Annotated in this window: 27 protein-coding genes; 16 read left to right on the forward strand and 11 right to left on the reverse strand. The window is 59.4% G+C overall.

The window, feature by feature from the left end; translation table 11 throughout:
- The first annotated feature begins 4 nt into the window (after nucleotides 1-4).
- From IM317_RS15150 to acpT, 13 genes are read left to right on the forward strand one after another with little or no spacing between them, the layout of a single operon-like run.
- Entirely contained in the window at nucleotides 5-592 is a 588-nt protein-coding gene (locus IM317_RS15150) for a hypothetical protein (RefSeq protein ID WP_029740658.1), read from the forward strand.
- Nucleotides 585-1946: an AMP-binding protein gene (locus IM317_RS15155; RefSeq protein WP_033146840.1), complete on the forward strand. Its 1362-nt coding sequence runs from the start codon at nucleotides 585-587 to the stop codon at nucleotides 1944-1946. Before IM317_RS15150 ends, IM317_RS15155 begins: the two co-directional genes overlap by 8 nt.
- Complete coding sequence (locus IM317_RS15160; RefSeq protein ID WP_033146841.1) at nucleotides 1933-2286, forward strand: hydroxymyristoyl-ACP dehydratase; 354 nt, start codon at nucleotides 1933-1935, stop codon at nucleotides 2284-2286. Before IM317_RS15155 ends, IM317_RS15160 begins: the two co-directional genes overlap by 14 nt.
- Nucleotides 2277-3968, forward strand: coding sequence for a glycosyltransferase (locus tag IM317_RS15165; RefSeq protein ID WP_033146842.1), 1692 nt, complete (start codon nucleotides 2277-2279; stop codon nucleotides 3966-3968). The genes IM317_RS15160 and IM317_RS15165 overlap by 10 nt, the downstream gene beginning before the upstream one ends.
- 3 nt (nucleotides 3969-3971) lie before the next feature.
- Nucleotides 3972-4394 (forward strand): thioesterase family protein, encoded by a 423-nt coding sequence (locus IM317_RS15170; RefSeq protein WP_023309526.1) that lies wholly within the window; start codon nucleotides 3972-3974, stop codon nucleotides 4392-4394.
- Nucleotides 4391-4996, forward strand: coding sequence for an outer membrane lipoprotein carrier protein LolA (locus IM317_RS15175; RefSeq protein WP_033146843.1), 606 nt, complete (start codon nucleotides 4391-4393; stop codon nucleotides 4994-4996). Before IM317_RS15170 ends, IM317_RS15175 begins: the two co-directional genes overlap by 4 nt.
- On the forward strand, nucleotides 4965-7289 hold the full coding sequence (locus IM317_RS15180; protein ID WP_033146844.1) for an MMPL family transporter: 2325 nt from the start codon (nucleotides 4965-4967) through the stop codon (nucleotides 7287-7289). Before IM317_RS15175 ends, IM317_RS15180 begins: the two co-directional genes overlap by 32 nt.
- A complete protein-coding gene (locus IM317_RS15185) occupies nucleotides 7286-7864 on the forward strand; it encodes a DUF3261 domain-containing protein (RefSeq protein ID WP_033146845.1) in 579 nt (192 codons plus the stop codon). Before IM317_RS15180 ends, IM317_RS15185 begins: the two co-directional genes overlap by 4 nt.
- Before the next feature lies 1 nt (nucleotide 7865).
- Nucleotides 7866-9035, forward strand: a complete 1170-nt coding sequence (locus tag IM317_RS15190) for a beta-ketoacyl-[acyl-carrier-protein] synthase family protein (RefSeq protein ID WP_033146846.1) — start codon at nucleotides 7866-7868, stop codon at nucleotides 9033-9035.
- Nucleotides 9032-9505, forward strand: coding sequence for a 3-hydroxy-fatty acyl-ACP dehydratase (locus tag IM317_RS15195; protein ID WP_033146847.1), 474 nt, complete (start codon nucleotides 9032-9034; stop codon nucleotides 9503-9505). Before IM317_RS15190 ends, IM317_RS15195 begins: the two co-directional genes overlap by 4 nt.
- Nucleotides 9502-10233 carry a 3-ketoacyl-ACP reductase FabG2 gene (locus tag IM317_RS15200; RefSeq protein ID WP_032662188.1) on the forward strand — a complete coding sequence of 244 codons (732 nt, stop codon included), beginning with the start codon at nucleotides 9502-9504 and terminating at the stop codon, nucleotides 10231-10233. The genes IM317_RS15195 and IM317_RS15200 overlap by 4 nt, the downstream gene beginning before the upstream one ends.
- Nucleotides 10230-11459: a beta-ketoacyl-ACP synthase gene (locus tag IM317_RS15205; protein ID WP_033146848.1), complete on the forward strand. Its 1230-nt coding sequence runs from the start codon at nucleotides 10230-10232 to the stop codon at nucleotides 11457-11459. Before IM317_RS15200 ends, IM317_RS15205 begins: the two co-directional genes overlap by 4 nt.
- Before the next feature lie 2 nt (nucleotides 11460-11461).
- Nucleotides 11462-12079, forward strand: a complete 618-nt coding sequence (gene acpT / locus IM317_RS15210; protein ID WP_033146849.1) for a 4'-phosphopantetheinyl transferase AcpT — start codon at nucleotides 11462-11464, stop codon at nucleotides 12077-12079.
- On the opposite strand, the gene arnF is transcribed toward acpT, so the two are convergent.
- From arnF to IM317_RS15250, 8 genes are all read right to left on the reverse strand, one after another.
- Nucleotides 12027-12416, reverse strand: a complete 390-nt coding sequence (gene arnF, locus IM317_RS15215) for a 4-amino-4-deoxy-L-arabinose-phosphoundecaprenol flippase subunit ArnF (RefSeq protein ID WP_033146850.1) — start codon at nucleotides 12414-12416, stop codon at nucleotides 12027-12029. The two genes, acpT and arnF, sit on opposite strands and share 53 nt — an antisense overlap.
- Nucleotides 12413-12748: a 4-amino-4-deoxy-L-arabinose-phosphoundecaprenol flippase subunit ArnE gene (gene arnE / locus IM317_RS15220; protein ID WP_033146851.1), complete on the reverse strand. Its 336-nt coding sequence runs from the start codon at nucleotides 12746-12748 to the stop codon at nucleotides 12413-12415. The genes arnF and arnE overlap by 4 nt, the downstream gene beginning before the upstream one ends.
- Nucleotides 12748-14403, reverse strand: coding sequence for a lipid IV(A) 4-amino-4-deoxy-L-arabinosyltransferase (gene arnT, locus IM317_RS15225; protein ID WP_033146852.1), 1656 nt, complete (start codon nucleotides 14401-14403; stop codon nucleotides 12748-12750). The genes arnE and arnT overlap by 1 nt, the downstream gene beginning before the upstream one ends.
- The gene (arnD, locus tag IM317_RS15230) at nucleotides 14400-15302 is read right to left on the reverse strand and encodes a 4-deoxy-4-formamido-L-arabinose-phosphoundecaprenol deformylase (RefSeq protein ID WP_023309538.1); all 903 of its coding nucleotides are present in this window, start codon (nucleotides 15300-15302) and stop codon (nucleotides 14400-14402) included. The genes arnT and arnD overlap by 4 nt, the downstream gene beginning before the upstream one ends.
- The gene (arnA, locus tag IM317_RS15235; RefSeq protein ID WP_033146853.1) at nucleotides 15299-17281 is read right to left on the reverse strand and encodes a bifunctional UDP-4-amino-4-deoxy-L-arabinose formyltransferase/UDP-glucuronic acid oxidase ArnA; all 1983 of its coding nucleotides are present in this window, start codon (nucleotides 17279-17281) and stop codon (nucleotides 15299-15301) included. Before arnA ends, arnD begins: the two co-directional genes overlap by 4 nt.
- Nucleotides 17278-18261, reverse strand: coding sequence for an undecaprenyl-phosphate 4-deoxy-4-formamido-L-arabinose transferase (gene arnC / locus IM317_RS15240; RefSeq protein ID WP_029740674.1), 984 nt, complete (start codon nucleotides 18259-18261; stop codon nucleotides 17278-17280). The genes arnA and arnC overlap by 4 nt, the downstream gene beginning before the upstream one ends.
- Nucleotide 18262: 1 nt before the next feature.
- Nucleotides 18263-19402 carry a UDP-4-amino-4-deoxy-L-arabinose aminotransferase gene (gene arnB, locus IM317_RS15245; RefSeq protein WP_023309541.1) on the reverse strand — a complete coding sequence of 380 codons (1140 nt, stop codon included), beginning with the start codon at nucleotides 19400-19402 and terminating at the stop codon, nucleotides 18263-18265.
- 326 nt (nucleotides 19403-19728) lie between these two features.
- Entirely contained in the window at nucleotides 19729-20232 is a 504-nt protein-coding gene (locus tag IM317_RS15250; RefSeq protein ID WP_008503103.1) for a phenolic acid decarboxylase, read from the reverse strand.
- Between the two features lie 99 nt (nucleotides 20233-20331).
- Between IM317_RS15250 and IM317_RS15255 the strand changes: the two genes are divergently transcribed.
- Both IM317_RS15255 and IM317_RS15260 read left to right on the forward strand, forming a co-directional pair.
- Nucleotides 20332-21213: a LysR family transcriptional regulator gene (locus IM317_RS15255; protein ID WP_033146854.1), complete on the forward strand. Its 882-nt coding sequence runs from the start codon at nucleotides 20332-20334 to the stop codon at nucleotides 21211-21213.
- A 32-nt stretch (nucleotides 21214-21245) separates the two neighbouring features.
- On the forward strand, nucleotides 21246-22040 hold the full coding sequence (locus IM317_RS15260) for an SDR family NAD(P)-dependent oxidoreductase (RefSeq protein WP_033146855.1): 795 nt from the start codon (nucleotides 21246-21248) through the stop codon (nucleotides 22038-22040).
- A gap of 5 nt (nucleotides 22041-22045) precedes the next feature.
- On the opposite strand, the gene IM317_RS15265 is transcribed toward IM317_RS15260, so the two are convergent.
- Nucleotides 22046-22573: an NlpC/P60 family protein gene (locus IM317_RS15265; protein ID WP_032667969.1), complete on the reverse strand. Its 528-nt coding sequence runs from the start codon at nucleotides 22571-22573 to the stop codon at nucleotides 22046-22048.
- A gap of 239 nt (nucleotides 22574-22812) precedes the next feature.
- On the opposite strand from IM317_RS15265, the gene IM317_RS15270 reads away from it, so the two are divergent.
- Nucleotides 22813-23475, forward strand: a complete 663-nt coding sequence (locus tag IM317_RS15270; RefSeq protein WP_014885577.1) for an HAD family hydrolase — start codon at nucleotides 22813-22815, stop codon at nucleotides 23473-23475.
- A 60-nt stretch (nucleotides 23476-23535) separates the two neighbouring features.
- On the opposite strand, the gene IM317_RS15275 is transcribed toward IM317_RS15270, so the two are convergent.
- Together IM317_RS15275 and IM317_RS15280 are read right to left on the reverse strand one after the other, a co-directional pair.
- Nucleotides 23536-24561: a TerC/Alx family metal homeostasis membrane protein gene (locus IM317_RS15275; protein WP_024908851.1), complete on the reverse strand. Its 1026-nt coding sequence runs from the start codon at nucleotides 24559-24561 to the stop codon at nucleotides 23536-23538.
- Between the two features lie 166 nt (nucleotides 24562-24727).
- A complete protein-coding gene (locus tag IM317_RS15280; RefSeq protein ID WP_023309546.1) occupies nucleotides 24728-25126 on the reverse strand; it encodes a potassium channel family protein in 399 nt (132 codons plus the stop codon).
- Nucleotides 25127-25418 lie beyond the last annotated feature (292 nt).

The following is a 25418-nucleotide window of genomic DNA, read 5'->3' on the forward strand; positions in this document are numbered from 1 at the left end:
CGTCGTGCGTGGTGGACGGACGTTCCCGGTCATCCCACTGCTGACGGGGCTGATGCTGCTGGCGTGGCCCTTCCTGATTGGATTTGGGCTAACGCACAACAGCCTGCAGTGGCTGTTGCCGGTGATGGCGCTGGTATTGCTGCTGCGGCTGCGCCAGGCGCGGCGGAACGCTGGCCCGATGCGGTATGTGGTGCAGTGCGTGGCGCTCGCGGGCATTGCGCTCTGCGCGGCAAGCTACCTGCTGAAAACCCACCAGTGGCTGCTGTTCTACCCGGTGGTCGTCAACCTTGTGATGCTGGCCGTGTTCGGCGGTTCACTGTGGACCGCGATGCCGCTGGTCGAACGGCTGGCGCGCCTGCGCGAGCCAAACCTGCCCCCGGAGGGCGTGCGCTATACCCGCAAGGTGACCCTCGTCTGGTGCGGCTTTTTCATCGGAAACGGCGCGATGGCGCTGTTCACCGTGCTCCACGGCGACATGCATCTGTGGACGCTGTGGAACGGTATGGTGGCCTACATCCTGATGGGAACGCTGATGGCGACCGAGTGGCTGGTGCGCCAGCGGGTGATAAAAAAAGAGATGCACAATGACTAATCCCCTTCCGCTGGGCCAGTGGTTAAACGCGCCCCGCCCTGACGACATGCCCGTTGCCTGGCTTGACGATCGTACCTGGACGCTGGGCCAGCTGCGCCACGACGTGACCTTGCTGGTCGACACTCTGCATCAGCAGGAAGGCGAGCGCTGGGCGCTGTGCTTTGAAAACAGCTACCTGTTTATCGTTGCGCTGCTTGCCTCGCTGCATGCCGGTAAAACGCCGGTCATCCCCGGCCATAGCCGCGTCTCGCAGCTTGAAGAACAGCAGGCGTTGTTTAGCGGCGTTCTGAGCGATCGCTCTCTCGATTTCCATGGCAAGCTGATTGTGGTGGCCTCCAGCCATCAGACCGCTCGCCGCTGGGCGCCCCTGCCGGCCATTGACGAAAGCCGCTTCGTAGAGCTGTTCACCTCCGGCTCCACAGGTACCCCGCGCCGGGTGATTAAGCACATCGTCAGCCTGGATCGCGAAGCCCGTCTGCTGGCTGACCGCTTCGGCGAGCGGCTCACCGGCTGTAGCGTTGTCGCCTCGGTCGTACCGCAACATCTGTACGGCCTGACCTTCCGCATCGTATTGCCGATGGCGCTGGGCCTGCCGCTGCATGCCGCAATGCTCTACTACGCCGAGCAGCTGGCCGCCCTTCCTCATGACCGGCATTATCTGTTCATCAGCAGCCCGGCGTTCCTGAAGCGCCTGGATACGGAACTGCCCGCGCCGCCCGTCAGAATGCTGATTTCAGCAGGGGGCATGCTGCCGTGGTGTGACGTCGCCATCACCGCTGGCTGGCTTAACATCTGCCCGGATGAAATTTATGGCAGCACCGAAACCGGCATCCTCGCCTGGCGCCATCGCCAGCAGGATAACGTCCCGTGGCTGGCCTTCCCCGGCGTTATCTTCCATCAGGAAGATGACGCCTGTCGCGTCACGTCGCCACTGATCCACGAGGCTGAAGGACTCCAGCTGGACGATATCCTGCACTTCGACAGCGAGGGGCTATTCAGCATCGCCGGTCGTCGCGGGCGGGTGGTCAAAATTGAAGAAAAGCGCATCTCGCTTAACGAGATCGAACGTCGCCTGCTGGAGCTCGACGGCATTTGCGAAGCGGCGGCGCTGCCGGTCACGCGCGGAGGCCGTCAGGGGATTGGCGCACTGCTGGTCCTGGACGAAGCGGTTCGCCAGCGCGGCTATATGCAGGATAAAAAAGCGCAGGAGTTCGCCTGGCGTCGCGCCCTGCTGCCGTGGCTTGAGCCGGTCGCCGTTCCGCGCTACTGGCGCATTGTCGATGAAATGCCGGTAAACAGTATGAACAAGCGTGTCTATGCGCAGCTAGAGGAGTTATTTCATGAAAATTCATGAAATTGAGCGCCACCAGACACAGCCGGAGAAGCTGGAAATCATTTTGCATCTCGACGCGGCGCTGTTCTGGTTTCAGGGCCATTTTGCCGTACAACCGCTGCTGCCCGGCGTTGCGCAGCTTGACTGGGTGATGCACTACGCCACGACGTTACTGGCGCCGGGCTACCGCTTTCACAGCATTCAAAACGTGAAGTTCCAGGCGCCTCTGCTGCCGGAAACCACGGTGACGCTGGTGCTTGAGTGGCATGCCGAACGTCAGATGCTGACCTTCAGCTACCAGCGTCACGCCGGGGCGGAGCGCCATACCGCCAGCAGCGGGAAAATTCGGCTATGTCAGTAACCTTCCGCCCCTGCGTGCTGATCCCGTGCTACAACCACGGCGCCATGATCGCCCGCGTGCTGTCGCGTCTCGCACCGTTCGGCCTGCCGTGCCTGGTGGTGGATGACGGCAGCGAAGCGAGCACCCGTCAGGAGCTCGAGCGCCTGGCGGCGGAGCAGCCGCAGGTAACGCTGGTCCGCCTGGCGCAAAACGCCGGAAAAGGTGCCGCGGTCATCAGGGGGCTGGAGGAGTGCGCGCGCGCGGGCTATACCCACGCCGTGCAGGTGGACGCGGACGGTCAGCACGCCATCGAAGATATTCCCAAACTGCTGGCGCTGGCGGAGTGCCACCCGGACGCGCTGATCTCCGGCCAGCCCATTTACGATGATTCCATTCCGCGCTCGCGGCTCTACGGGCGCTGGGTAACCCACGTATGGGTTTGGATTGAGACCTTATCCCTGCAGCTTAAAGACAGCATGTGCGGCTTTCGGGTCTACCCGGTCTCGCCCACGCTGCGCCTGGCAGCGCGTGAAACGCTCGGCAAACGGATGGACTTTGACACCGAAGTGATGGTCCGTCTCTACTGGCAGGGCAACACCAGCATCTTTCTGCCCACCCGCGTTACCTACCCGCATGACGGGTTGTCCCACTTCGACGCGTTAAAAGATAACGTGCGGATCTCCCTGATGCATACCCGGCTGTTCTTCGGCATGCTGCCCCGCATGCCCGGCCTGCTTTTCCGTCGACGCCGCCAGCACTGGGCGCAGCAGGATGAGGTCAAGGGCCTGTGGGGCATGCGCCTGATGCTGCGCGTCTGGAAGCTGATGGGGCGGCGGGCCTTTACCGTGCTGCTGTGGCCAACGATCGGCGTGTACTGGCTTATCGCGCGTCCGGCGCGCCAGGCCTCGCGGCAGTGGATTGAGAGAGTGAAGCAAGAGCTGCGTCAGCGGAACATGCCTGTTCCCTCAAGGCTCAACAGCTTTTTCCATTTTATGCGCTTCGGCAACGCGATGCTGGATAAAGTCGCCAGCTGGCGCGGTGAGCTGAAGTTTGATCGCGACGTGGTCTTTGCCCCCGGCGCGAGCGAAACGCTTAATATCGCGGCACCGCAGGGCAAGCTGCTGCTGGCCTCGCATCTTGGCGACGTTGAGGCCTGCCGGGCGCTGGCCCAGCTGGACGGCAGCAAAACTATCACCGCCCTGGTCTTCAGCGAAAACGCCCGGCGCTTTAAGCAAATCATGAGCGAAATGGCGCCCCAGGCGGGCGTGAATTTGATGTCGGTTACCGACATCGGCCCGGACACCGCGATTGCCATCAAAGAGAAGCTTGAGCGGGGAGAATGGGTCGCCATTGTGGGCGACCGCATCGCGGTGAATCCGCAGCGTGGCGGCGAGTGGCGCGTGATCTGGAGTCCGTTCATGGGCCAGCCAGCGCCGTTCCCACAGGGGCCGTTTATCCTGGCCTCCATCCTGCGCTGCCCGGTGGTGCTGATTTTTGCCCTGCGCCAGCAGGGTAAGCTCGTCCTGCACAGCGAACCGTTTGCCGACCCGCTGCACCTGCCGCGCGGCGAACGCCAGCAGGCGCTGCAGGAGACCGTCGATCGCTACGCGCAGCGGCTGGAGCATTACGCCCTCCTGTCGCCGCTCGACTGGTTTAATTTTTTCGATTTCTGGCATCTGCCAGAGTCCAGAGAGAAGGAGTAAAGGGTGCTGACCGATCCCCGCTTTACGACTGAAGTTGAGATCACCGTTCCGTTCCACGACGTCGATATGATGGGCGTGGTCTGGCACGGTAACTATTTCCGCTACTTTGAGATCGCCCGCGAGGCGCTGCTCAATCAGTTTGACTATGGCTATCGCCAGATGAAGGCCTCCGGCTACGTCTGGCCCGTCGTCGATACCCGGGTGAAATACCGCGATGCGGTGACCTTTGAGCAGCGTATTCGCGTCCGCGCGCACGTTGAAGAGTATGAAAACCGCCTGCGCATAGCCTATCAAATTTTCGATGCGCAGACCGGCAAACGCACCACCACCGGCTACACCATCCAGGTAGCGGTGGAAGAAGCCACCCGCGAAATGTGCTTTGTGAGCCCGGCAATACTGTTTGAACGAATGGGAGTGACGCCATGAAATGGTGGCCTTTGCTGGCGCTGATCGTCAGCCCGCTGGTCAGCGCCGTGACGCTGGATGAACTGCAGCAGCGCTTCACCGGGCAGCCTGTCGTGCGCGCGCACTTCGAGCAGGTTCGCACCATAAAAGATATGCCGCAGCCGCTGCGCTCGCAGGGCGAGATGCTGATCGCCCGCGACAGCGGCCTGCTGTGGGATCAAAAAGCGCCGTTTCCGATGACGCTCCTGCTGGACGACAAGCGGATGGTTCAGGCCATTAACGGCCAGCCGCCGCAGACCGTCACCGCCGACAATAATCCGCAGATGTTCCAGTTCAACCATCTTCTGCGGGCCCTGTTCCAGGCCGACCGCAGGGTGCTTGAAGAGAACTTCCGCATCGATTTTAAAGACCTGGGCGCGGGCCGCTGGTCGCTGGTGCTTACGCCAAAAACGACGCCGCTGGACAAGATTTTCGCCACCCTCGATCTGGGCGGCGCGACCTATCTGGAGACGATTCGCCTCAACGATAAACAGGGCGACCGTACCGATATCGCCCTTTCACGCCACCAACTGACGCCCGCCAGCCTGACCGATGACGAACGCCAACGCTTTGCCGCACCGTAAATCCCTGCGCCCGGCGCTGCTGTGGGCCACGCTATGCCTGATTCTGCTGGGCGTGCTGCTGTCGCTGCTGCCCGGCGCGCGTCTGAACAGCAGCGTGCTGGCCATGCTGCCGAAGCAGACGCTGGGGGCGATCCCGCCGGCGCTCAACGACGGGTTTATGCAGCGTCTCGACCGCCAGCTGGTCTGGCTGGTCAGCCCCGGCAAAGAGCCCGATCCGCGCGTGGCGCAGCAGTGGCTGGCGCTGCTGCAAAGCAGCGATTCGCTCAGCGAGGTCAAAGGCCCGATGGACGCCGCCGGGCAAAAGGCCTGGGGAGAGTTCTTCTGGCAGCACCGAAATGGCCTGATCGATCCCGCCACCCGCACCCGCCTGCAAAACGGCGGAGAAGCGCAGGCGCAGTGGATTTTATCTCAGCTCTATTCGGCCTTTTCCGGCGTCAGCGGCAAAGAGCTGCAAAACGATCCCCTGATGCTGATGCGCGGCTCGCAGCTCGCTCTGGCGCAAAACGGCCAGAAGCTGCGGCTGATGGACGGCTGGCTGGTCACACAGGATGAGGCGGGAAACTACTGGTATCTGCTGCACGGCGAGCTGGCGGGCTCGTCATTTGATATGCAGCAGACCCACCGGCTGGTGACGACGCTTAGCGCGCTGCAGGAGAGGCTAAAAGCGCGTTACCCCCAGGCGCAGCTGCTTTCGCGCGGGACCGTGTTCTACAGCGATTACGCCAGCCAGCAGGCCAAACGCGACGTCTCGACGCTGGGCATCGCCACCCTGCTTGGCGTGTTCCTGCTCATCGTGGCGGTGTTCCGCTCTCTGCGCCCGCTGCTGCTGAGCGTGCTCTCCATTGCCATCGGCGCGCTGGCGGGTACGGTGGTGACGCTGCTGCTCTTTGGCGAACTGCACCTGATGACGCTGGTGATGAGCATGAGCATCATCGGTATTTCAGCCGACTACACGCTCTACTACCTGACCGAACGGATGGTGCACGGCGCGGAGCATTCCCCCTGGCAAAGCCTGGCGAAAGTACGCAATGCGCTGCTGCTGGCGCTGCTGACGACCGTCGCCGCCTACCTGATTATGATGCTGGCCCCCTTCCCCGGGATCCGCCAGATGGCGGTGTTCGCCGCCGTGGGGCTGAGCGCCTCCTGCCTGACGGTGATTTTCTGGCATCCGTGGCTGTGCCGGGGATTACCGGTGCGCCCGGTTCCGCTGATGGTTATCATGCTGCGCTGGCTGGCCGCGTGGCGACGCAATAAAAAACTGTCCGTGGGTTTGCCCGTCGCGCTGGCGCTGCTCTCCGCCGTGGGGATGAGCACCCTGAGGGTGGACGACGACATCGCCCAGCTGCAGGCCCTGCCGAAAGATATTCTGGCGCAGGAGAAGGCCATTACCGCCCTGACCGGACAGAGCGTCGATCAGAAATGGTTTGTGGTTCATGGCGCCTCGCCTCAGCAAACGCTGGAGCGGCTGGAAGCCTTTACCCCGGCGCTGGCACAGGCGAAAAAAGCCGGAGAGATCGCCCGCTGGCGTACGCTGCCGCTGAACTCGCTGGCGCGCCAGAAAAGCGATCTTACGCTGCTGCACGACGCTGCCCCTGCGGTAACGAACGTGCTGAAAAGCGCCGGGCTCAGCGCCGTATCCCCGAATCTCGACGCCATGCCGGTCAGCGTGGACGCGTGGCTTAAAAGCCCGGCCAGCGAAGGCTGGCGTCTGCTCTGGCTGACCCTGCCCAATGGGGAAAGCGGCGTGCTGGTGCCGGTGGACGGCGCGAAAAACAGCGCTTACCTCGGTGAACTGGCCGCGCGCCATGACGGCGTCGTCTGGGTCGATCGCAAAGCCAGCTTTGACAGCCTGTTTGCCCTCTACCGCACGCTGCTGACGGGGCTACTCTTTGCCGCGCTGGCAGTCATTGCCTGCGGGGCGATGCTGCGCCTCGGCTGGCGTAAAGGGCTGATAAGCCTGGTGCCGTCCGTGCTGTCGCTGAGCTGCGGCCTGGCGGTGCTGGCCGCAACGGGCCACCCGGTGAATCTGTTCTCACTGCTGGCGCTGGTACTGGTGCTCGGCATTGGCATTAACTACACGCTGTTTTTCAGCAACCCGCGCGGTACGCCGCTGACCTCGATGCTGGCGATTACGCTGGCCATGATGACCACGCTGCTGACGCTGGGCATGCTCGTCTTCAGCGCCACCCAGGCCATCAGCAGCTTTGGCATCGTGCTGGTGAGCGGTATTTTTACCGCCTTCCTGCTGGCTCCGCTGGCGATGCCGGATAAGAAAGAGAGAAAACGTAAATGAACGCTTTTTACCGCGCCGTTGCGCTGGCCGCGGCGCTGCTGCTGGCGGGCTGCAGCCATTCGACCGATACCAAAGAGACGCGGCCTCAGGCCTGGCTCCAGCCGGGCACCAGAGTGACGCTGCCGCCGCCCGGCATCAGCCCGGCGGTGAGCTCCCAGCAGCTGCTGACCGGCAGCTTTAACGGACAAACGCAGTCCCTGCTGGTGATGCTCAACGCGGATGCGCATAAGGTCACGCTGGCCGGGCTCTCTTCCGTGGGCATTCGCCTGTTCCTGGCAACGTACGATGAGACCGGTATTCATACCGAGCAGTCGATCGTCGTGCCGCAGCTGCCGCCCGCCAGCCAGGTGCTGGCCGACGTGATGCTCAGCCACTGGCCGATTAGCGCCTGGCAGCCGCAGTTGCCGAAGGGCTGGACGTTAACGGACAATGGCGATCGGCGCGAGCTGCGTAACGCCAGCGGCAAGCTGGTGACGGAGATTGTCTACCTGCAGCGCAAAGGCAAGCGCGAGCCGATCAGCATCGAGCAGCACGTGTTCAAATACCACATCACCATTCAATATCTGGGTGACTGAGATGATTTATATATCCGCTGTTGGCATGGTCAACGCGCTGGGCAACTCGCCTGACGAGATTGCCGCGAACCTGACGGCAGGCGTGGCGCCGGGGATGCACGCCCGGACCGGCTGGTTGCAGGGTTTACCCGAAGCCGTTCTGGGCGGCGTGGAAGGCGAGATTCCGCACATCCCGGACGCCTTCGCCGCACACCGTACCCGCAATAACCAGCTGCTGCTGGCCGCGCTGTCGCAGATTCAGCCCGCCGTTGACGAGGCCATCGCCCGCGTCGGTCGTGACCGCGTGGCCGTGGTGCTGGGGACCAGCACCTCCGGGCTGGACGAAGGCGATGAGCACGTGCGCCACATGGCCCATGGCGAAGCGAGCACGCGCTGGCAGTATCCGCAGCAGGAGCTTGGCGATCCGTCCCGCTTCCTCGCCAGCTGGCTTCAGCTCGAAGGCCCGGCCTATACGATCTCCACGGCCTGCTCTTCCAGCGCGCGGGCGATGATCGGCGGCAAACGTCTGATTGAAGCCGGGCTGGTGGACATCGCCATTGTCGGTGGGGCCGATACCCTGAGCCGGATGCCCGTCAACGGCTTTAACAGCCTTGAATCTTTCTCCCCTACGCTCTGCGAGCCGTTTGGTCGCGACCGCCGGGGGATCACCATTGGTGAAGCCGCCGCGCTGATGGTATTGAGCCGGGAGCCCGCAGACGTGGCGCTGCTCGGAACGGGCGAATCCAGCGATGCGTACCATATTTCCGCCCCGCATCCGCAAGGTGAAGGGGCGATAAGGGCTATCGCGCAGGCGCTTAACGAAGCGGGTATGCAGCCGCAGGATATCGGCTACATCAACCTGCACGGCACGGCCACGCCGCTCAACGATCAGATTGAATCGCAGGTGATTCACGATCTCTTCGGGGAAAGCGTGCCGTGCAGCTCAACCAAACACCTTACCGGCCATACGCTGGGCGCCGCCGGCATTACCGAAGCGGCCCTGAGCTGGCTGATTCTGACGCGCGATCTGCCGTTGCCGCCGCAGGACTTCGCCCGCTACGCGCCGGACGACACGCTGGCGCCGTGCGGCCTTCTGCACCAGCGCACCGCCCTGAAAAAGCCGGTCATTTTGTCTAACTCGTTCGCGTTTGGCGGTAACAACGCCAGCATCCTGCTGGGGAGAGCCTCATGAGCTACTTATCACCCGAAGCCTATCTGCCGCACGAGGCGCCAATGATGCTGCTGGGGTCCGTTGAGAACGTTACGGACGACACGGCGGTCTGCCGCGTGGCGGTCAACGGGCAAAGCGTGCTGGCGCCGTTTCTCAACGCCGATGGCGACCTGCCGGGCTGGTACGCGCTCGAGCTGATGGCGCAGACCGTCGGCGTCTGGTCAGGCTGGCATCGCCAGCAGCAGGGGCAGGAACATATCGCGCTGGGCATGGTGCTCGGCGCGCGCGAGCTGGTCTGCGCCAGCGGGCGTTTCGCCGCAGGCCTGACGCTGGACATCACCGTTAAGCTGCTGATGCAGGACGAACGCTTCGGCAGCTTTGAATGCGCGATTTCCGCTAATGAAGAGACGCTGGCCACGGGCCGGGTCAACACCTTCCAGCCGAGCGCAGAAGAATTAACATCGCTTTTTAATCAGGGATCTAACGCATGAGTCGTTCCGTACTGGTCACCGGGGCCAGCAAAGGCATAGGGCGCGCCATCGCTCGTCAGCTTGCCGCCGACGGGTTTACCGTAGGCGTGCATTACCATCGTGATGCCGCAGGCGCGCAGGAGACGCTGGACGCCATCACGCAGGCGGGTGGCAACGGTCGTTTACTCGCCTTTGATGTGGGCAACCGCGAACAGTGCCGCGAGGTGCTGGAGCAGGAGATTGAAGCCCATGGCGCATGGTATGGCGTGGTCAGCAACGCCGGAATTACCCGTGACGGCGCCTTTCCGGCGCTGAGCGAAGACGACTGGGACAGCGTGATCCACACCAATCTCGACAGTTTTTATAACGTCATTCACCCCTGCATTATGCCGATGATTGGCACCCGTAAAGGCGGGCGCATTATCACCTTATCGTCCGTGTCCGGCGTGATGGGCAACCGCGGACAGGTGAACTACAGCGCGGCCAAAGCGGGCATTATCGGCGCCACCAAAGCGCTGGCGATTGAGCTGGCAAAACGCAAAATCACCGTCAACTGCATTGCCCCGGGGCTGATTGATACCGGCATGATTGAGATGGAAGAGGCCGCGCTGAAGGAAGCCATGTCCATCATCCCAATGAAACGGATGGGCCAGGCTGAGGAGGTCGCCGGGCTGGCAAGCTATCTGATGTCAGATATTGCGGGCTACGTTACCCGCCAGGTCATTTCCATTAACGGAGGCATGCTATGACGCGTCGCGTGGTGATTACGGGCATGGGCGGCGTGACCGCCTTTGGCGAAAGCTGGCAATCCGTTTCCAGCAGGCTGCTGGCGTATGAAAACGCGGTGCGTAAAATGCCGGAATGGCAGGTGTACGATGGCCTGCATACCCTGCTGGGCGCGCCGATCGACGATTTCACGCTGCCGGAACACTATACCCGCAAGCGTATTCGCGCCATGGGCCGCGTGTCGCTGATGTCGACCCGCGCCACCGAGCTGGCGCTGGAGCAGGCGGGGCTGATTGGCGAAGCGGTGCTCACCAACGGCCAAACCGGTATCGCCTACGGTTCTTCGACAGGCAGCACCGGTCCGGTCAGCGAATTCGCGACCATGCTCACCGAAAAGCACACCAATAACATCACCGGGACAACCTACGTCCAGATGATGCCGCACACTACGGCGGTGAATACCGGCCTGTTCTTTGGACTACGCGGCCGCGTCATCCCGACGTCGAGCGCCTGTACCTCCGGCAGCCAGGCGATTGGCTACGCCTGGGAGGCGATTCGCCACGGGTATCAGACCGTGATGATCGCGGGGGGCGCGGAAGAATTGTGTCCGTCTGAAGCGGCGGTGTTTGACACGCTGTTTGCCACCAGCCAGCGTAACGACGAACCCAAAACCACCCCTTCTCCGTTCGATACGCAGCGCGATGGTCTGGTCATTGGGGAAGGCGCAGGCACCCTGATTCTGGAAGAGCTGGAGCACGCCAGAGCGCGCGGGGCCACGATCTACGGTGAGATCGTGGGCTTTGCCACCAACTGTGACGCGGCCCATATCACCCAGCCTCAGCGTGACACCATGCAGATTTGCATGGAGCAGTCGCTGGCCATGGCGGGATTAAGCGCCCGGGATATGGGGTATATCTCCGCGCACGGTACCGCCACCGATCGCGGCGATATCGCCGAAAGTCAGGCCACTGCCGCCATCTACGGTGACAGCGTGCCGGTTTCCTCGCTGAAGAGCTATTTTGGCCACACGCTGGGTGCCTGCGGCGCGCTGGAAGCGTGGATGAGCCTGCAGATGATGCGTGAAGGCTGGTTTGCCCCGACGCTCAATTTAACGCAGCCGGATGAGCAATGCGGTGCTTTAGATTATATTATGGGGGAAGCCCGTCAGATTGACTGCGAGTATCTGCAGAGCAATAACTTCGCGTTTGGCGGCATCAACACCTCGATTATCATTAAACGCTGGGCGTAACTATGTACCAGTTTGTACTGGGAAAAATCTCCACCCTTTGCGCGGACCCGCTGGCATCAGCGCTCGCAGACAGGGCGCCTCAGGGTGCCCGACAGGCCTCCTGGCTGGCCGGGAGAACGCTGCTCGCCAGAACGTTATCCCCTCACCCGCTCCCCGACATCATTTACGGTGAGCAGGGGAAACCGGCCTTTGCGAAGGGAAATCCGCTGTGGTTCAACCTGAGCCACAGCGGTGACGATATCGCCCTGCTGATGAGCGATGAAGGTGAAGTCGGCTGCGATATCGAAGTGATTCGCCCGAGGATGAACTGGCAGGCGCTGGCTAATGCGGTTTTCAGCATGACCGAGCATGACGAGCTGGAGCGTGAAGCGCCCGAGGAACGGCTTTCCGCGTTCTGGCGTATCTGGACGCGGAAAGAAGCGATTGTGAAACAGCGTGGCGGCAGTGCCTGGCAGATTGTCAGCATCGACAGCACGGCGCAGACGCATGCGGTCAGCCAGCTACAGGTCGGCTCGCTGAGCCTTGCCGTCTGCACATCGACCCCTTACACCCTGACCCACGAGTCGATTATTCACGTTGGGACGTTCGGGGCAGAAAAATCACTAACACACCCAGAATAATAAACCCGACGCCCACCAGCCCGTGCCAGGAGAAGCGTTCTCCCCAGCCGGGCAGCAGGATCGCCGCGCCCCACACCAGAATATAGCTGAGGCTCAGCAGGGCATACGCTTTGCTGAGCGCCATACGGTGCAGCGCCAGATACCAGCAGCCCATCGAGGCCACGTACCCCGTCAACCCCAGCAGCAGCGCGCCCGTGCCGGACGAGAAGTGCCACAGCGCGGAAACAAACGCCAGGATCTCACTGACCGGTGGCAATGCCTGCATGGCATTGCGCAGCAACAGCTGCGCCGCGCTGACTAACAGCACGCTGCATAAGGCCCAGAACGCTCCTTTCACAGGCTCCCTCCCAGGATAACAATCCCAATGATGATGAACCCTACTCCCAGCCAGTGATGCGCAGCAACGTGCTCACGCCAGAACGCCTTCGCCGCCAGCGTCACCCAGACAAAATTGAGGCTCAGCATAGGATACGCGATGCCGACAGGCAGGCGTTGCAGCACCACCAGCCAGACCAGCATCCCGCTGCCCAGCGCCAGCAGTGCCAGGCCAAGCCACAGCGCGATATGCGTCCCGCGCCGCCCGGCTTTCGCCGGACGGGTGGCCTGTTTCTGGCACAGCTGCCCCGCGCAGCTGAGCAGGCTTGCCAGTATCAGCCAGATCCAGGTCATCACTTCGGCAGGTACTCCAGCAAGGCCAGACGCCCCTGGATATAGAGATTGTCCGGCTGCGGTAAATTCGCCTGTGAAATATCGTCGCGTTTTGACAGCAGCATGACCAGCGACACGCGCCCCTGCTGACGATGCGCTGCCAGCCACTGCGCGAAGTCGTCCTCACTGACAAAACGATCTTTCACATCGGGATAATCCAGCCCGTAGCGCAGTTCGCCGCTCTGACCAAACAGCGTGATGTCATTACGCTTCAGCTCCCACGCCAGGCCCGCGGCCACGCCCACGTTATTGGCCAGCACGAATCGGCTTTCCTGAAGCGGCTCGCGCACGGTATCGACCAGCGACTGCGGCTGTTTGGAATCCACCACCAGGTTAGGAATGGCAAAACCAATCAGCAGTGCCAGCCCTGCGGGGCACAGTGCCGCCAGCCACCAGCGCTGCTGGCTCTGTCTGAAGGTAAACCAACCTACCGCGGCCCAGATGAGGAACGCCACCACCGCACAGAAGACTTTATACAGTTCGACCGACGTCCAGACCGGATGCTTAGACAGTCCCCACGGCGAGACCACCAGCGCCGCCACCACGCCGATAACGCCAAACGCCAGGTTAATCCCGCCGTTAATGCGTAACGCTCTGGCACCTTTTTCCGCCGCGAGGCAGGCATAGCGCGCCATCAGGATGGCCAGCGGGGCAAAGCACGGCAGGATATAGGTCGGCAACTTGCCTTTGGCGATGCTGAAGAACAGCAGCGGCATCACCACCCAACCCAGCAGATAGAACCCGCCACCCGCGTTTTGTCGGTCATTCCAGCCGAGACGAATCGCACCGGGCAAAAGCGCAAGCCACGGCAGGCTGCCAGCGATCAGGAACGGTATGTAGTACCAGAACGGGGCTTTGTGTTGCGCGTCGCTCTGGGCAAAACGCTGAATATGCTCAACCCAGAAGAAATAACGCCAGAAGTCAGGTTCACGCTGCGCAATAGCCAGCCCCCACGGCAGAACAATCAGCACACAGCTCAGGATCGCGAGCCAGCCAAAAATCAGCACCTCTTTCCAGCGCTTATGGGCGATTACCCACGGCAGCACGCCAATCACCGGTACCGCCAGCGCCAGGAAGCCTTTGGTCATCACCCCCATCCCGCAGGCCAGCCCAAGCAGCACATAGCCGCCCGCTTTTCCGGCAACGGTTTGGGCCTGTGAGGCCAGCCAGAAGCTGCACATCGCCGCCACCAGCCACAGGGTGATGATAGGATCCAGCACCGCATACGTGCCGATGCCATACACCAGGAACAGGGTCAGGAAGATAAGACCGGAGAAAATGGCGGTCCGCTTATCTCGCCAGAGACGCCATGCCATCCAGATGACCAGCAGCGCCGCTAACCCGGTGGAGAATATAGAACCGGCGCGCACGGCGAGGTTGGTGTGCCCGAACAGCAACTGCCCGATGCTGTTGATCCAGTAGCCAGCAATCGGTTTTTCAAAGTAACGCAGCCCCAGAAAATGCGGGACAACCCAGTCTCCGGATGCCAGCATTTCGCGGCTGATTTCCGCATAGCGCGTTTCATCAGGCTGCCAGAGCAGACGAATATCGACCGGAATGAGGTAGTAAACGATAAACAGTGCGAGAAGCGCTAAGCCATAACGGGCTGTTTTCATGGGACCGGACTCACGGTTTGTTGATAGCCAAGCCAGCCTTCCCGGCCAGCCATTTCATTACGGACGACTTTGCCCACAGGCAGGGTGCTGAGATCGTCCGGCAGCAGCTCGCTCAACGGACAAAATTCAATGCCCTCCTGAGCGGCCATCGTCAGCAGTTCGTCGAAATCATGCTGATACGCAATCCCTTCCACTTCGGCATGGATGGTATACACCGGCGTGCCGGCGTCACGATGGATGCGGTCCAGAATGTAGCGATTGAACTCATCCGCCTTCACCTCGCGCCCGACCACTTCATCCCAGGTGGGAAGCGTAACCGGAATTTGCACCGTTCCGTAGCGATTTTCGCCTAACAGCGGCAAAAAGGGCCCGGTTCCGCGACAGTCGCTGTTGTAGCGAAACGCAAAGGCTTCTTTGGCCTTCACGACGCGCTGATCCGCACGCCATCCCGCCACGGCGGAGCAACGCACGGGCTGACCGGTAATGGCCTCCAGCTCCAGCATCCCACGCTCGACCTCACGGGACAGGCGCGGGATATCCCAGACGCCCGCCCAGGCTTGCCAGGCATGGTGGTCCCAGGCGTGCAGACCCACCTCATGATGCTGCGCCGCCTCGCGGATAACGGCTTCATTACCCGCGCCGATACGTCTGCCGGGCCAGGCGGTGCCAGCCAGCAAAATATCCCAGCCGTAGAGGGATGCTGCGCGCGAGCGCAGCATTTTGAACAGGAATGCCGGTTTAATCAGACGCCATAAATGGCGTCCCATGTTGTCAGGCCCCACGCTGAAGAAAATGCTGGAACGCACATCGTGTTTGTTCAGCAGTTCCAGCAGTTTGGGTACGCCGTCACGCGTTCCCCTGAAGGTGTCGACATCAATGCGTAAACCGACTTTTTTCATGAGGCCTGTTCCGACAGCTCCACGGTGCGCAGGAAGAAATCGAGCGTTTCGTCAATGGTCTGCTCCATTTTCACCGTCGGCGTCCAGTTCAGGCAGCGCTTCGCGTTGCGAATGCTTGGCTTACGGTGCTCAACGTCCTGATACCCTTTGCCGTAGTAGCTGCTGCTTTCCACTTCGCGGAAGCCGGCAAACGGCGGGAACTTGTCGCGCAGCGGATGGCGCTCAAAGCTGGCCAGCAGCATCTCTGCCAGCTCGCGAATGCTCGCTTCGTTGTCCGGGTTACCGATGTTGATGATTTCACCGTTGCAGCGGTTATCTTTGTTTTCGATGATGCGGAACAGCGCTTCGATACCGTCGCTGATGTCCGTAAAGCAGCGTTTCTGTTTCCCGCCTTCGATAAGCTTAATTGGCGAGCCTTCCACCAGGTTCAGGATAAGCTGAGTGATCGCACGGGAGCTACCGATACGCGCCGCGTTGAGGTTATCCAGACGCGGGCCCATCCAGTTAAACGGACGGAACAGGGTAAAGCGCAGGCCTTCTTTCTCACCGTAGGCCCAAATCACGCGGTCCAGCAGCTGTTTGGAGACGGAATAAATCCAGCGCTGTTTGTTGATCGGCCCGACCACCAGGTTGGAGGTGTCTTCATCGAAGTTCTTATCGGTACACATGCCGTACACTTCAGACGTGGACGGGAAGATGATGCGCTTATCGTATTTCACGCAGTCGCGGATGATCTTCAGGTTCTCTTCGAAGTCCAGCTCGAACACGCGCAGCGGGTTACGGGTGTACTCGATTGGCGTGGCAATGGCGACCAGCGGCAGCACCACGTCGCATTTTTTAATGTGGTATTCAATCCACTCGGAATGGATGCTGATATCCCCTTCCACGAAGTGGAAACGCGGATTGTCGAGGAAACGGCTGATGGCGTCAGAGCCGATATCCAGACCGTAAATCTCGTAGTTATCGTCCTTGAGCAGACGTTCCGTCAGGTGGTTACCGATAAAGCCGTTCACGCCGAGGATCAGCACGCGGGTACGGCGCTTGATGGCAACCACCGGCGCGCTTGTGATCAGCGCCCCGGCCACCAGACCCAGAGACTGTGCCAGCTGCGTGCCCTGCACGTACAGGCCGTTGTCGGTTTGTCCGGTAACGATCTCCAGCGCCTGTTCACCGCAGCTTACAATCAGCGGAGAGACAGAGACGACGGTGCCCGGTTTGGCAGCCGGTATATCGTCACGCACGCGGGATTTCCAGACGATAAATTTGCTTACGCCCGCAAAGCTGTACGCGCCCGGCCACGGGTCGGTTACGGCGCGCACCAGGTTATGCAGCTGGCGGGCAGGCTTGTTCCAGTCCAGACGACCATCTTCCGGCGCGCGGCGGCCAAAGATGCTTGCCTTGCTCTCATCCTGCGCGGTCTCGCTGAAGGTGCCATTGAGGATGCCTGGAAGTGCATCACGCAGCAGCGTCTGCGCCGTTGCATTCAGCTTTTGATGCAGCTGCAGCGCCGTTTCGTCCCTATCAATAGCGACCTTCTGCTGTGCCACGATAGCGCCCGCGTCAGCACGGCGCACCATGCGGTGCAGCGTCACGCCCGTTTCCGTTTCACCGTTCACCAGCACCCAGTTCAGCGGAGCGCGGCCGCGGTAGGCGGGCAGCAGAGAACCGTGAAGATTAAAGGCGCCTTTTGCGGCCAGACCTAAGATCTCGTCAGAGAGCAGGTTGCGATAGTAGAACGAGAAGATTACGTCAGGCGCGAGCGCGCGGATGCGATCCACCCACAGCGGGTGGTTGACGTCGTCCGGCGCATAAACCGGGATCCCGCGCTCGGCGGCGATACGCGCCACTGAGCCGAAAAAGTTGTTTTCTCCAGCCGTGTCCGGATGGGTAAAGATTGCCGCAATGTCATAGCCCGCTTCCAGCAGGGCCAGCGTGCCCGTGCACCCCATATCGTGATAGGCAAATACAACAGCTTTCATGGGTGAATTTCCTCTTGAGATGCTTTGTGTTCCTGACGGACAACACGTTGAATAAAGTAGCGCGGACGCGCGCGAACATCGTTATAGATACGGCCAATGTATTCACCGAGAAGGCCCATCCCGACAAACTGGGCGCCGATGAACATAAACAGCACGGCAAAGAGCATGAAGACCCCTTCCGCCGCCCACTGCGGGCCAAAGACCAGGCGCAGCACCACCAGCAGAACGGACAACGCAAACCCGGCCACGGCGATGATGCTGCCGAACACGCTCAGCAGACGCAGCGGCGTGGTGGTCAGGCAGGTGATGAGGTCATACATCAGGTTGATGAGACGCATAAAGCTGTACTTCGATTCCCCGTGCTCGCGCTCGGCGTGCAGAACCGGAATTTCCGTTGCCTTGCGGGCAAAGGTGTTGGCGAGGATCGGAATAAAGGTGCTGCGCTCATGGCAGTGCAGCATCGCGTCGACAATATGGCGGCGGTAGGCGCGCAGCATGCAGCCGTAATCGCCCATCGCTTTACCGGTCGTGCGCTGGATAAGGCGGTTGATGGTGCGTGAGGCCAGCTTGCGGAACAGACTGTCCTGACGGTTCTGACGTACCGTGCCGACCACGTCATAGCCTTCATCGGCTTTGGCGACCAGGCGCGGGATCTCTTCCGGCGGGTTTTGCAGGTCAGCGTCCAGGGTGATGACCAGATCGCCCGTAACGTGGCTAAACCCCGCCATAATCGCCGAGTGCTGGCCGTAGTTGCGGTTGAGCAGCACGGCAACAATATGGCTGCCTTCGGCCTGCGCGGCCTCTGTCAGCATCAGCGCGGAATTATCGCTACTGCCGTCATCTACCAGCAGAATTTCATAAGCCTTGCCCATCGTGTCGCAGGCGGCGGTTGTACGACGGATCAGTTCGGGCAGGCTCTCCTGCTCGTTATAAACCGGGATTACCACGGAAACTTTTTGTACAGGCGGTGCACTGAACATATCAATGTCCTGCAAGCTGATGGAGTGCGGTAATGACGCGGGTTGTGTCGTCATGAGTCATGTCCGGGAAAAGAGGGAGAGAACAAATACGCGCGCTATTCCATTCAGAATTCGGGAGCGATACATCAGGAAAACGCTCGCGGTAGTATTTTTGGGTGTGCGCCGCGCGGAAGTGGAGGCCGGTACCGATGCCTTTCTCTTTCAGCGCCGCCATCAGGTTGTCGCGGGAAATTCCGCAGCGCGCTTCGTCAACGCGAATAATAAACAGGTGCCAGGCGTGCACGTGCGGCCATGACGGAATGGTGAGCGGCTGGAACGGCGTATCGGCAAGCTCACGCAGGTAGCGTTCAGCAATTTCCTGGCGGCGTCTGTTGGCCTCTTTCAGCTTGCCTAACTGCACCAGCGCCAGCGCGGCGTTGATGTCCGCCAGGTTGTATTTATAGCCCGGCGCGATCACTTCCGCCTGCGGCGCGCGGCCGTGCGTCTGGCGGTCATAGGCATCTACGCCCAGGCCATGGAATTTCAGGCTGCGGATCCGCTGCGCCAGCTGGGCATTATCCGTGACGACTAAGCCGCCTTCCGCGCAGGTCATATTTTTAATGGCGTGGAAGGAAAAAATCGCGGTCCCTTTCCATCCCACATGACGGTTCTTGTAGTAGGTTCCGGCGGCATGGGCCGCATCTTCAATAACCGGAATACCGTGACGTTCACCGATGGCATGAATGGCGTCGATTTCACACGGCGCGCCAGCATAATGAACGGGAATAATGGCTTTGGTACGCGGGGTAATGGCGGCTTCAACGGCTTCTGGCGTCACCATTAACGTATCTTTGTCCACATCAATCATGACCGGTGTAGCACCCAGCAACACGATCATATTCAGCGTGGATACCCAGGTCTGGGAAGGGGTAATGACTTCATCGCCCGGGCCAATATCCAGCGCCATCAACGTGACGTGCATACCCGCGGTGGCTGAACAGACGGCAATCGCATGCTGATTCCCGGTAAGCTGACAGAATGCCTCTTCAAGTTCCTGATTCTTTGGCCCAGTGGTGATCCAGCCCGACATCAAAACGTCCTGAAGCGCCGCAATTTCCTCAGCGCCCATCGACGGCCGCGAAAAAGGCAGAAAATCACTCATTATTAATTTCCTTGCAATAAAAATGGCATGTTTTTGATATTAACCAAATGCCAGCCCGTTTATTTCAACGAACCATAAACTTATATCAAAGTAGCTCTCTTTCCTTAGGGAAAAATTAAGACAACGTTTGCAACGTTATAAGACAACTAGCAGCCAGTTGAAAAACAACAAGTTAAATTAATATTAAATATTTTTAATGTGATCTTTTGCAACATTTTGAAATGGATTCATTTAAACCAATCATCAACAAACAAAAAAAATCCCGGCCATTTCAAAATAATATGAAATAGCCGGGAACTTTTCTTTTTAGTTAATTGTCGCGCTTATTAGAGATTATCTGGAAAGTTTTTCGGTAATTCACTGGCCGCACAGGCAATAACGCTTTCATTATTGGCACCGCAATCGCGCACAAAGGTGATCGTGGCAAATTCATCAATCACTTCCGTTGGATACGCCGGACCCGCATCGCGATAGCTGTTCATCAGCGGAATATGGTCGTTCTGGAAGCAGACGGTTTTTTCCGGGTTGTTCATGACCCAGCGTGGGAAGAAGATGGTGCCGTGGAACAGCTTGTCGCCCAGGTTCACGATCAGGCTGACGTCGGTACCGGTTGGTTCGGTCCAGGAAATTTTATAGATGCTCTCGCCTACCCGCACGATATAAGCCTGCTGATCTTTAACCCAACGGTTGGCCACAAGACCGCTGTGAATACGGTAATCAAGCGTGGTCTCATTTTTTACGTAAATCTCGTAGTTCCAGCCGTTATCGTAGGTATATACAAGATGTTTACCAACAAAGCCGCTTAAGTCGTGTTTGTCGAAGGTGTTCATAAGATGTCTCCTTTGTTTTGATGAGACGATCGTACCCCTTCAAAAAATGAATGAATAACGCTATGTTTTAATTAAATTCATCCAAATTTTAGATAAATCATGCATAAGACGACGCTGGAACAATGGGCTTTACTGGAAAGAGTGGTGGAAGCGGGCAGCTTTGCCAAAGCCGCGGAAGAAACCCACCGCAGCCAGTCCTCGGTGAGCTATAACCTGTCGCTGCTGCAGGAGCGGCTCGGCGTGGCGCTGCTGGTCCCGGAGGGGCGACGGGCGGTGTTAACCCCGGCCGGAGAGCTTCTTCTCAACCAGGTTAAACCGCTGCTGAAAGCGTTTTCGTACGTTGAGACGCGCGCAGCGACCCTTCGCAACGGGATGCGAACGCGGTTAGATCTGGTGGTGGACTCCATTTTCCCGCGCCGCCGCCTGTTCGCTATTCTTCGTCAGTTCCAGCAGCAGTATCCGCAGACTCAGGTACGTCTGACCGAGGTGCTGGAAAATACCCGCGCCGATGCCATTAACGACGAAGCCGATGTGATGGTCTTAACCCGCCGCCAGGACATTACCGGGCTCGGAGAATGGCTGATGAATATCGACTTTGTTGCCGTGGCCCATTCCCGGCACCCCTTGTTTCTCCTCGACGCGCCGCTAAATGATGAGATGCTGCGCCCGTGGCCGCTCATCCAGATTGCGGACAGCCAGCCCGCCGCGCGTGCTGCCGGCGAGTCGTGGACCTTCTCCACCATCGATGCCGCGATTGAAGCCGTCGTCTCTCAGGTCGGCTACGGCTGGCTGCCAGAGGAACGCATCCAGACCCAGTTGGATCAGGGTGTACTAAAACGGCTGCCGCTGAGCCACGGCGCGCGCAGGGCAACGCCGCTTCACCTGATTGTTAAACGTTCCCTCGCCCCGCTTGATGAACAGGTTGAGACGCTGTTGCGCCTTTTTAGCCAGGAGCCGTCATCCTCACCTGCTACGCTTTAAGGTCCGAACGTTAAAACGAGAAGGAGCAGATGATGAAAATCGACTTTGCGGGAAAAGTGGCGCTGGTGACCGCCTCAACCGGCGGGATCGGGTTCGCCATTGCCAGAGGTCTGGCAGAAAGCGGTGCGGAAGTGATCGTCAATGGCCGCAGCACGGAATCGGTGAATAAAGGCATTCAGCAGCTCCAGCAGGTGGTGCCGGGCGTACAGGTGCGTGCCGCGATTGCCGATCTCAGCACGGCGGAAGGGGTCGAGTCGCTTCTGAAGGTGGCGAATAACGTCGATATTCTGGTCAACAACGCCGGGATTTACGGTCCGCAGGATTTCTATGCCACCGACGATGAGACCTGGGAGCGTTACTGGCAGACCAACGTGATGTCCGGCGTGCGTCTGTCCCGCGCCCTGCTGCCGGGTATGGTGCAGAAAGGCTGGGGACGCGTGGTGTTTATCTCGTCAGAGTCGGCCTGCAATATTCCGGCGGATATGATCCACTACGGCGTGACCAAAACGGCGCAGCTCTCGCTGGCGCGCGGGCTGGCGAAGTTTGTGGCGGGGAGCGGCGTGACGGTCAACAGCGTCCTGCCGGGCCCGACGATGTCTGACGGTTTCGCCGAGATGATGAAAGATGAAATCGAAAAAACCGGCAAATCGCTGGAGCAGCTGGCGAAAGAGTTTGTGATGGCCAACCGCCCCAGCTCGGTTATCCAGCGCGCGGCCACGGTTGAAGAGGTGGCCAATATGGTGCTTTATGTCTGTTCGACCCAGGCCTCCGCCACCTCGGGCGCGGCGCTGCGCGTCGACGGTGGCGTCGTGGATGACATCATCTGACGCTGTCAGGCCGCACTGCCTGCGATGCGACGGGCGGTAATGTAGTGTGCCTGCCAGTAATCATCCGTCAGGGTTGAAACCGTTACGCCCTGACTGGTTGAGGCATGAATAAACTGGTTTTCGCCAATATAAACGCCAACGTGCTTGCGGTTCGGGCCCGTCTGGAAGAAGACCAGATCGCCGGCTCTCAGGCGGTATTGCGCCACCTGCACGCCGCGATGGATCTGTTCACTCGTAGTGCGCGGCAAATTAAGATGCGCCGCATCGGTGAACAGGTGCTGCATCAGTGCGGAGCAATCCACCCCGCGATGCGTGGTTCCGCCCCACCGGTACTGGGTGCCTTTCCATTTCTGGTATTGATCGAGAATACGCGAGCGCAGCGGACCTGTTTCCTGATGCACCAGCGCAGATTTCGCCGGTGATGCCGCCAGCTCGCTGTTCATCGATAACATCGACGCTGGAAGTTGAAAGCTGAACGCAGAAAACGAAGCAAAACTTAACGTGAGGATTGAAATAAGCGATCTAAGAGTCATATCAAGAAAGAAGTAGTGAGTGAGTTTTTCCTTACCTGTGGGGGCCAATGGTTCCCCTAAATATCTTGCGATGTGGCGATAATATAGACAGCTCGTTTTTTCACCAATTGTTATCGAGGCCAAAAATGGACTCACTTTGAGATCGCAAGATCGAGAAAAAAAGAGTGGTGATATAAGGACTGTCCAGCTAAAGCAGGTAAACTGATCCGCAGAATGTGTATTTCAGCTAAGACGTATTTATGACCAATATGATTGCCGACGAGACGGTGGCTAAATCCAGCGTGCTCTCTGTCTTCGACTTTGACGGGACATTAACGCACCACGACAGCTTTATTCCTTTCCTGCGTTTTGCCTTCGGCAAACGTTACTTCGCGGGCCGCCTGGTGCGCATGGCGCTGCCCACGCTCCACTGCGTGCGTCGCAAGCTGACGCGCGATGAGCTCAAGGAAGTGCTGATTAAAACGTTCCTGACGGGCGTGGATGAACACTGGCTGCGCCAGCAGGCGGAAGCCTTTTGTGAAAAATACTGGAACAAGCTGATGCGCCCTGAAGGGGTTCTGGCGGTGGCGGCTGAGGTAAATTCCGGTGCGGAGGTGACCATCTGTTCCGCGTCCCCGGCGCTGGTGCTCCAGCCGTGGGCTGATAAGCTCGGCATTAAGCTGATTGGCACGCAGCTGGAAGTGAAAGACGGCAAGCTGACGGGGCGCATCACGGGCAATAACTGCCGCTGCGCCCAGAAGGTGGCAAGGCTGGAAAAAGTGTATGGCGATCTGAACGCCTATCATCTGCGCGCCTGGGGCGACACCCGCGGCGACCACGAACTGCTGGCGGCGGCGCAGGATCCGCACTGGCGGCACTTCCACCACCCGCGCAAGCGTCGGAATTCACCGATTAAGGGTTAGGTGCGGACCGGTGCCCTCACCCCTGCCCTCTCCCACAGGGAGAGGGAGAAAGGCGGTACATCAGGCCTCACGTTTCCCCGGGAACATCACGCTCGCAATAATCCCCAGCGCCAGCACGCCTAATACCACAAACAGACTGGCCGTCGCGCCAATGCTGTAACCGTGATGCCAGAAGTGGTCGGTGGCATTTAACCCCAGCTTGAACGCCACGAAGAACAGCAGCAGCACCACGGCTTTCTCGAGGTGCACCAGATACTGCTTCAGCGCTTCCAGCACGAAGTAAAGCGTACGCAGGCCGAGAATGGCGAACATCATGGCGCTGTAGATAATCAGCGGCTCGCGGCTCACGGCAATAATGGCCGGCACGGAGTCAAACGCGAACATGACGTCAGAGAGCTCGACGACGGCTACGCAAAGCAGCAGCGGCGTCGCATAGCGCTTCGCCTTCTTCACGCGGCCAACCATCACGTCCTGGTTTTCCGGCTTCTCCAGCTCCGCATCCACCTCTTTCTGGGTCAGAATAAAGGCGTTGCTGCTGATTTTCGGCCAGACCGGATAGAAGCGCTTCACCAGGCGATAGGCGAGATGACCCGAGTAATCTTCCACTTCGTCGCTCTCTTCATTGCGCCTGAGCATCATCACCGCCGTCCAGCCGACGACCAGCGCGAAGATCACCTCAACGTACGGCCCCAGGCTTAACAGGCTGGTGCCGATAGCCACAAAGATGCCGCGGAAGACTATCGCCCCCAGCACGCCCCAGTAGAGCACGCGGTGACGGTACTTATCCGGCACGCCGAACCAGGCGAAGATTGCCATCATCACAAACAGGTTATCGACGGAGAGCACCTCTTCCAGCGCGTAGCCGGTGAGGAACAGGCTCGCCATCTCGGCGCCGTGGTGAACATACAGGAATCCGGCGAAGGCCATCGCCATCATGACCCAGAAAATGGACCACATCGCCGCGCTTTTCAGCGAGACGGGTTTATCGTGACGGTGCATAAAGAGGTCGATAAACATCGCCCCTACGGCCATCACCACAAAGACAACAACGGTTTCCGTCGGGAAACCGAGATGAGCAGCAGACATACAAAACCCTTTTGGCAGACAAAACACAACACCATGCAAACTGGCGTAAACCAGGAACAGAAAAGGGCGGGCCGTTAATCAGCCTCTTCGCCCTCAAAGTCGCGGCCTTCCGGCCACGCAAGGAGGAGTACTTTACCTTACCAGGCGGGGATCGTGCATCTGCCGTTTAGGCGCTCATGCCGCGCAAACGCTGCAGCACCGCCACCAGAACCGCGACAGACCAGCCCACCATCAACGCGCCCACCAGCCCTTCCACCCCGCCGATGAGCCGCCAGTGCTGGGGTAACGTGACGTCGCCGTATCCCACGGTAGCGTAGCTGACCAGTGAAAAATAGAAGCTGGTGTTCCAGTCATTAAACGCGTCGATGACAAAATAAAACGCAGCAAACAGTCCGGCCTCAAGGAGGTGGGCGAAGATCATGGAGATCACGATACCGACATTGCGTAAAACGATGCGTACCGCCGAATCGACTTCTAATTTGATGAACTTTAAAACGCCAAACATCCACAGCGAATGGATCACCACGGTAAGGGTAAGCAAAATAATAATACTGAGTAGCTGCATGATGCGTGCTCGACCAAAAGGAATCTGGCCCCGCGAACGAGGCGGGGCACCTGGTCGAAGCTTAGTTGAATGACGAGGAAAAGTTGGTGCAATAATTGCGTTGCGTGATTATCTCCCTTGCAGCGTGCCCTCTTTGCGGCTGGTTCGACTGCTGTGAGCGATATATCTGCAGCGCACTATCTGTGAGTCACCTCTTATTTACATCATTTAAACCTTCCATTAACTGGATAAAAATAACGCGCCGTCGCTATAGTGGTTTTGTTTAATAAAACTGAGTTGTACCTAATAAAAC

The sequence above is a fragment of the Enterobacter cloacae complex sp. S3 genome, from assembly GCF_014930495.1.
Taxonomy (GTDB): domain Bacteria; phylum Pseudomonadota; class Gammaproteobacteria; order Enterobacterales; family Enterobacteriaceae; genus Enterobacter; species Enterobacter asburiae_B.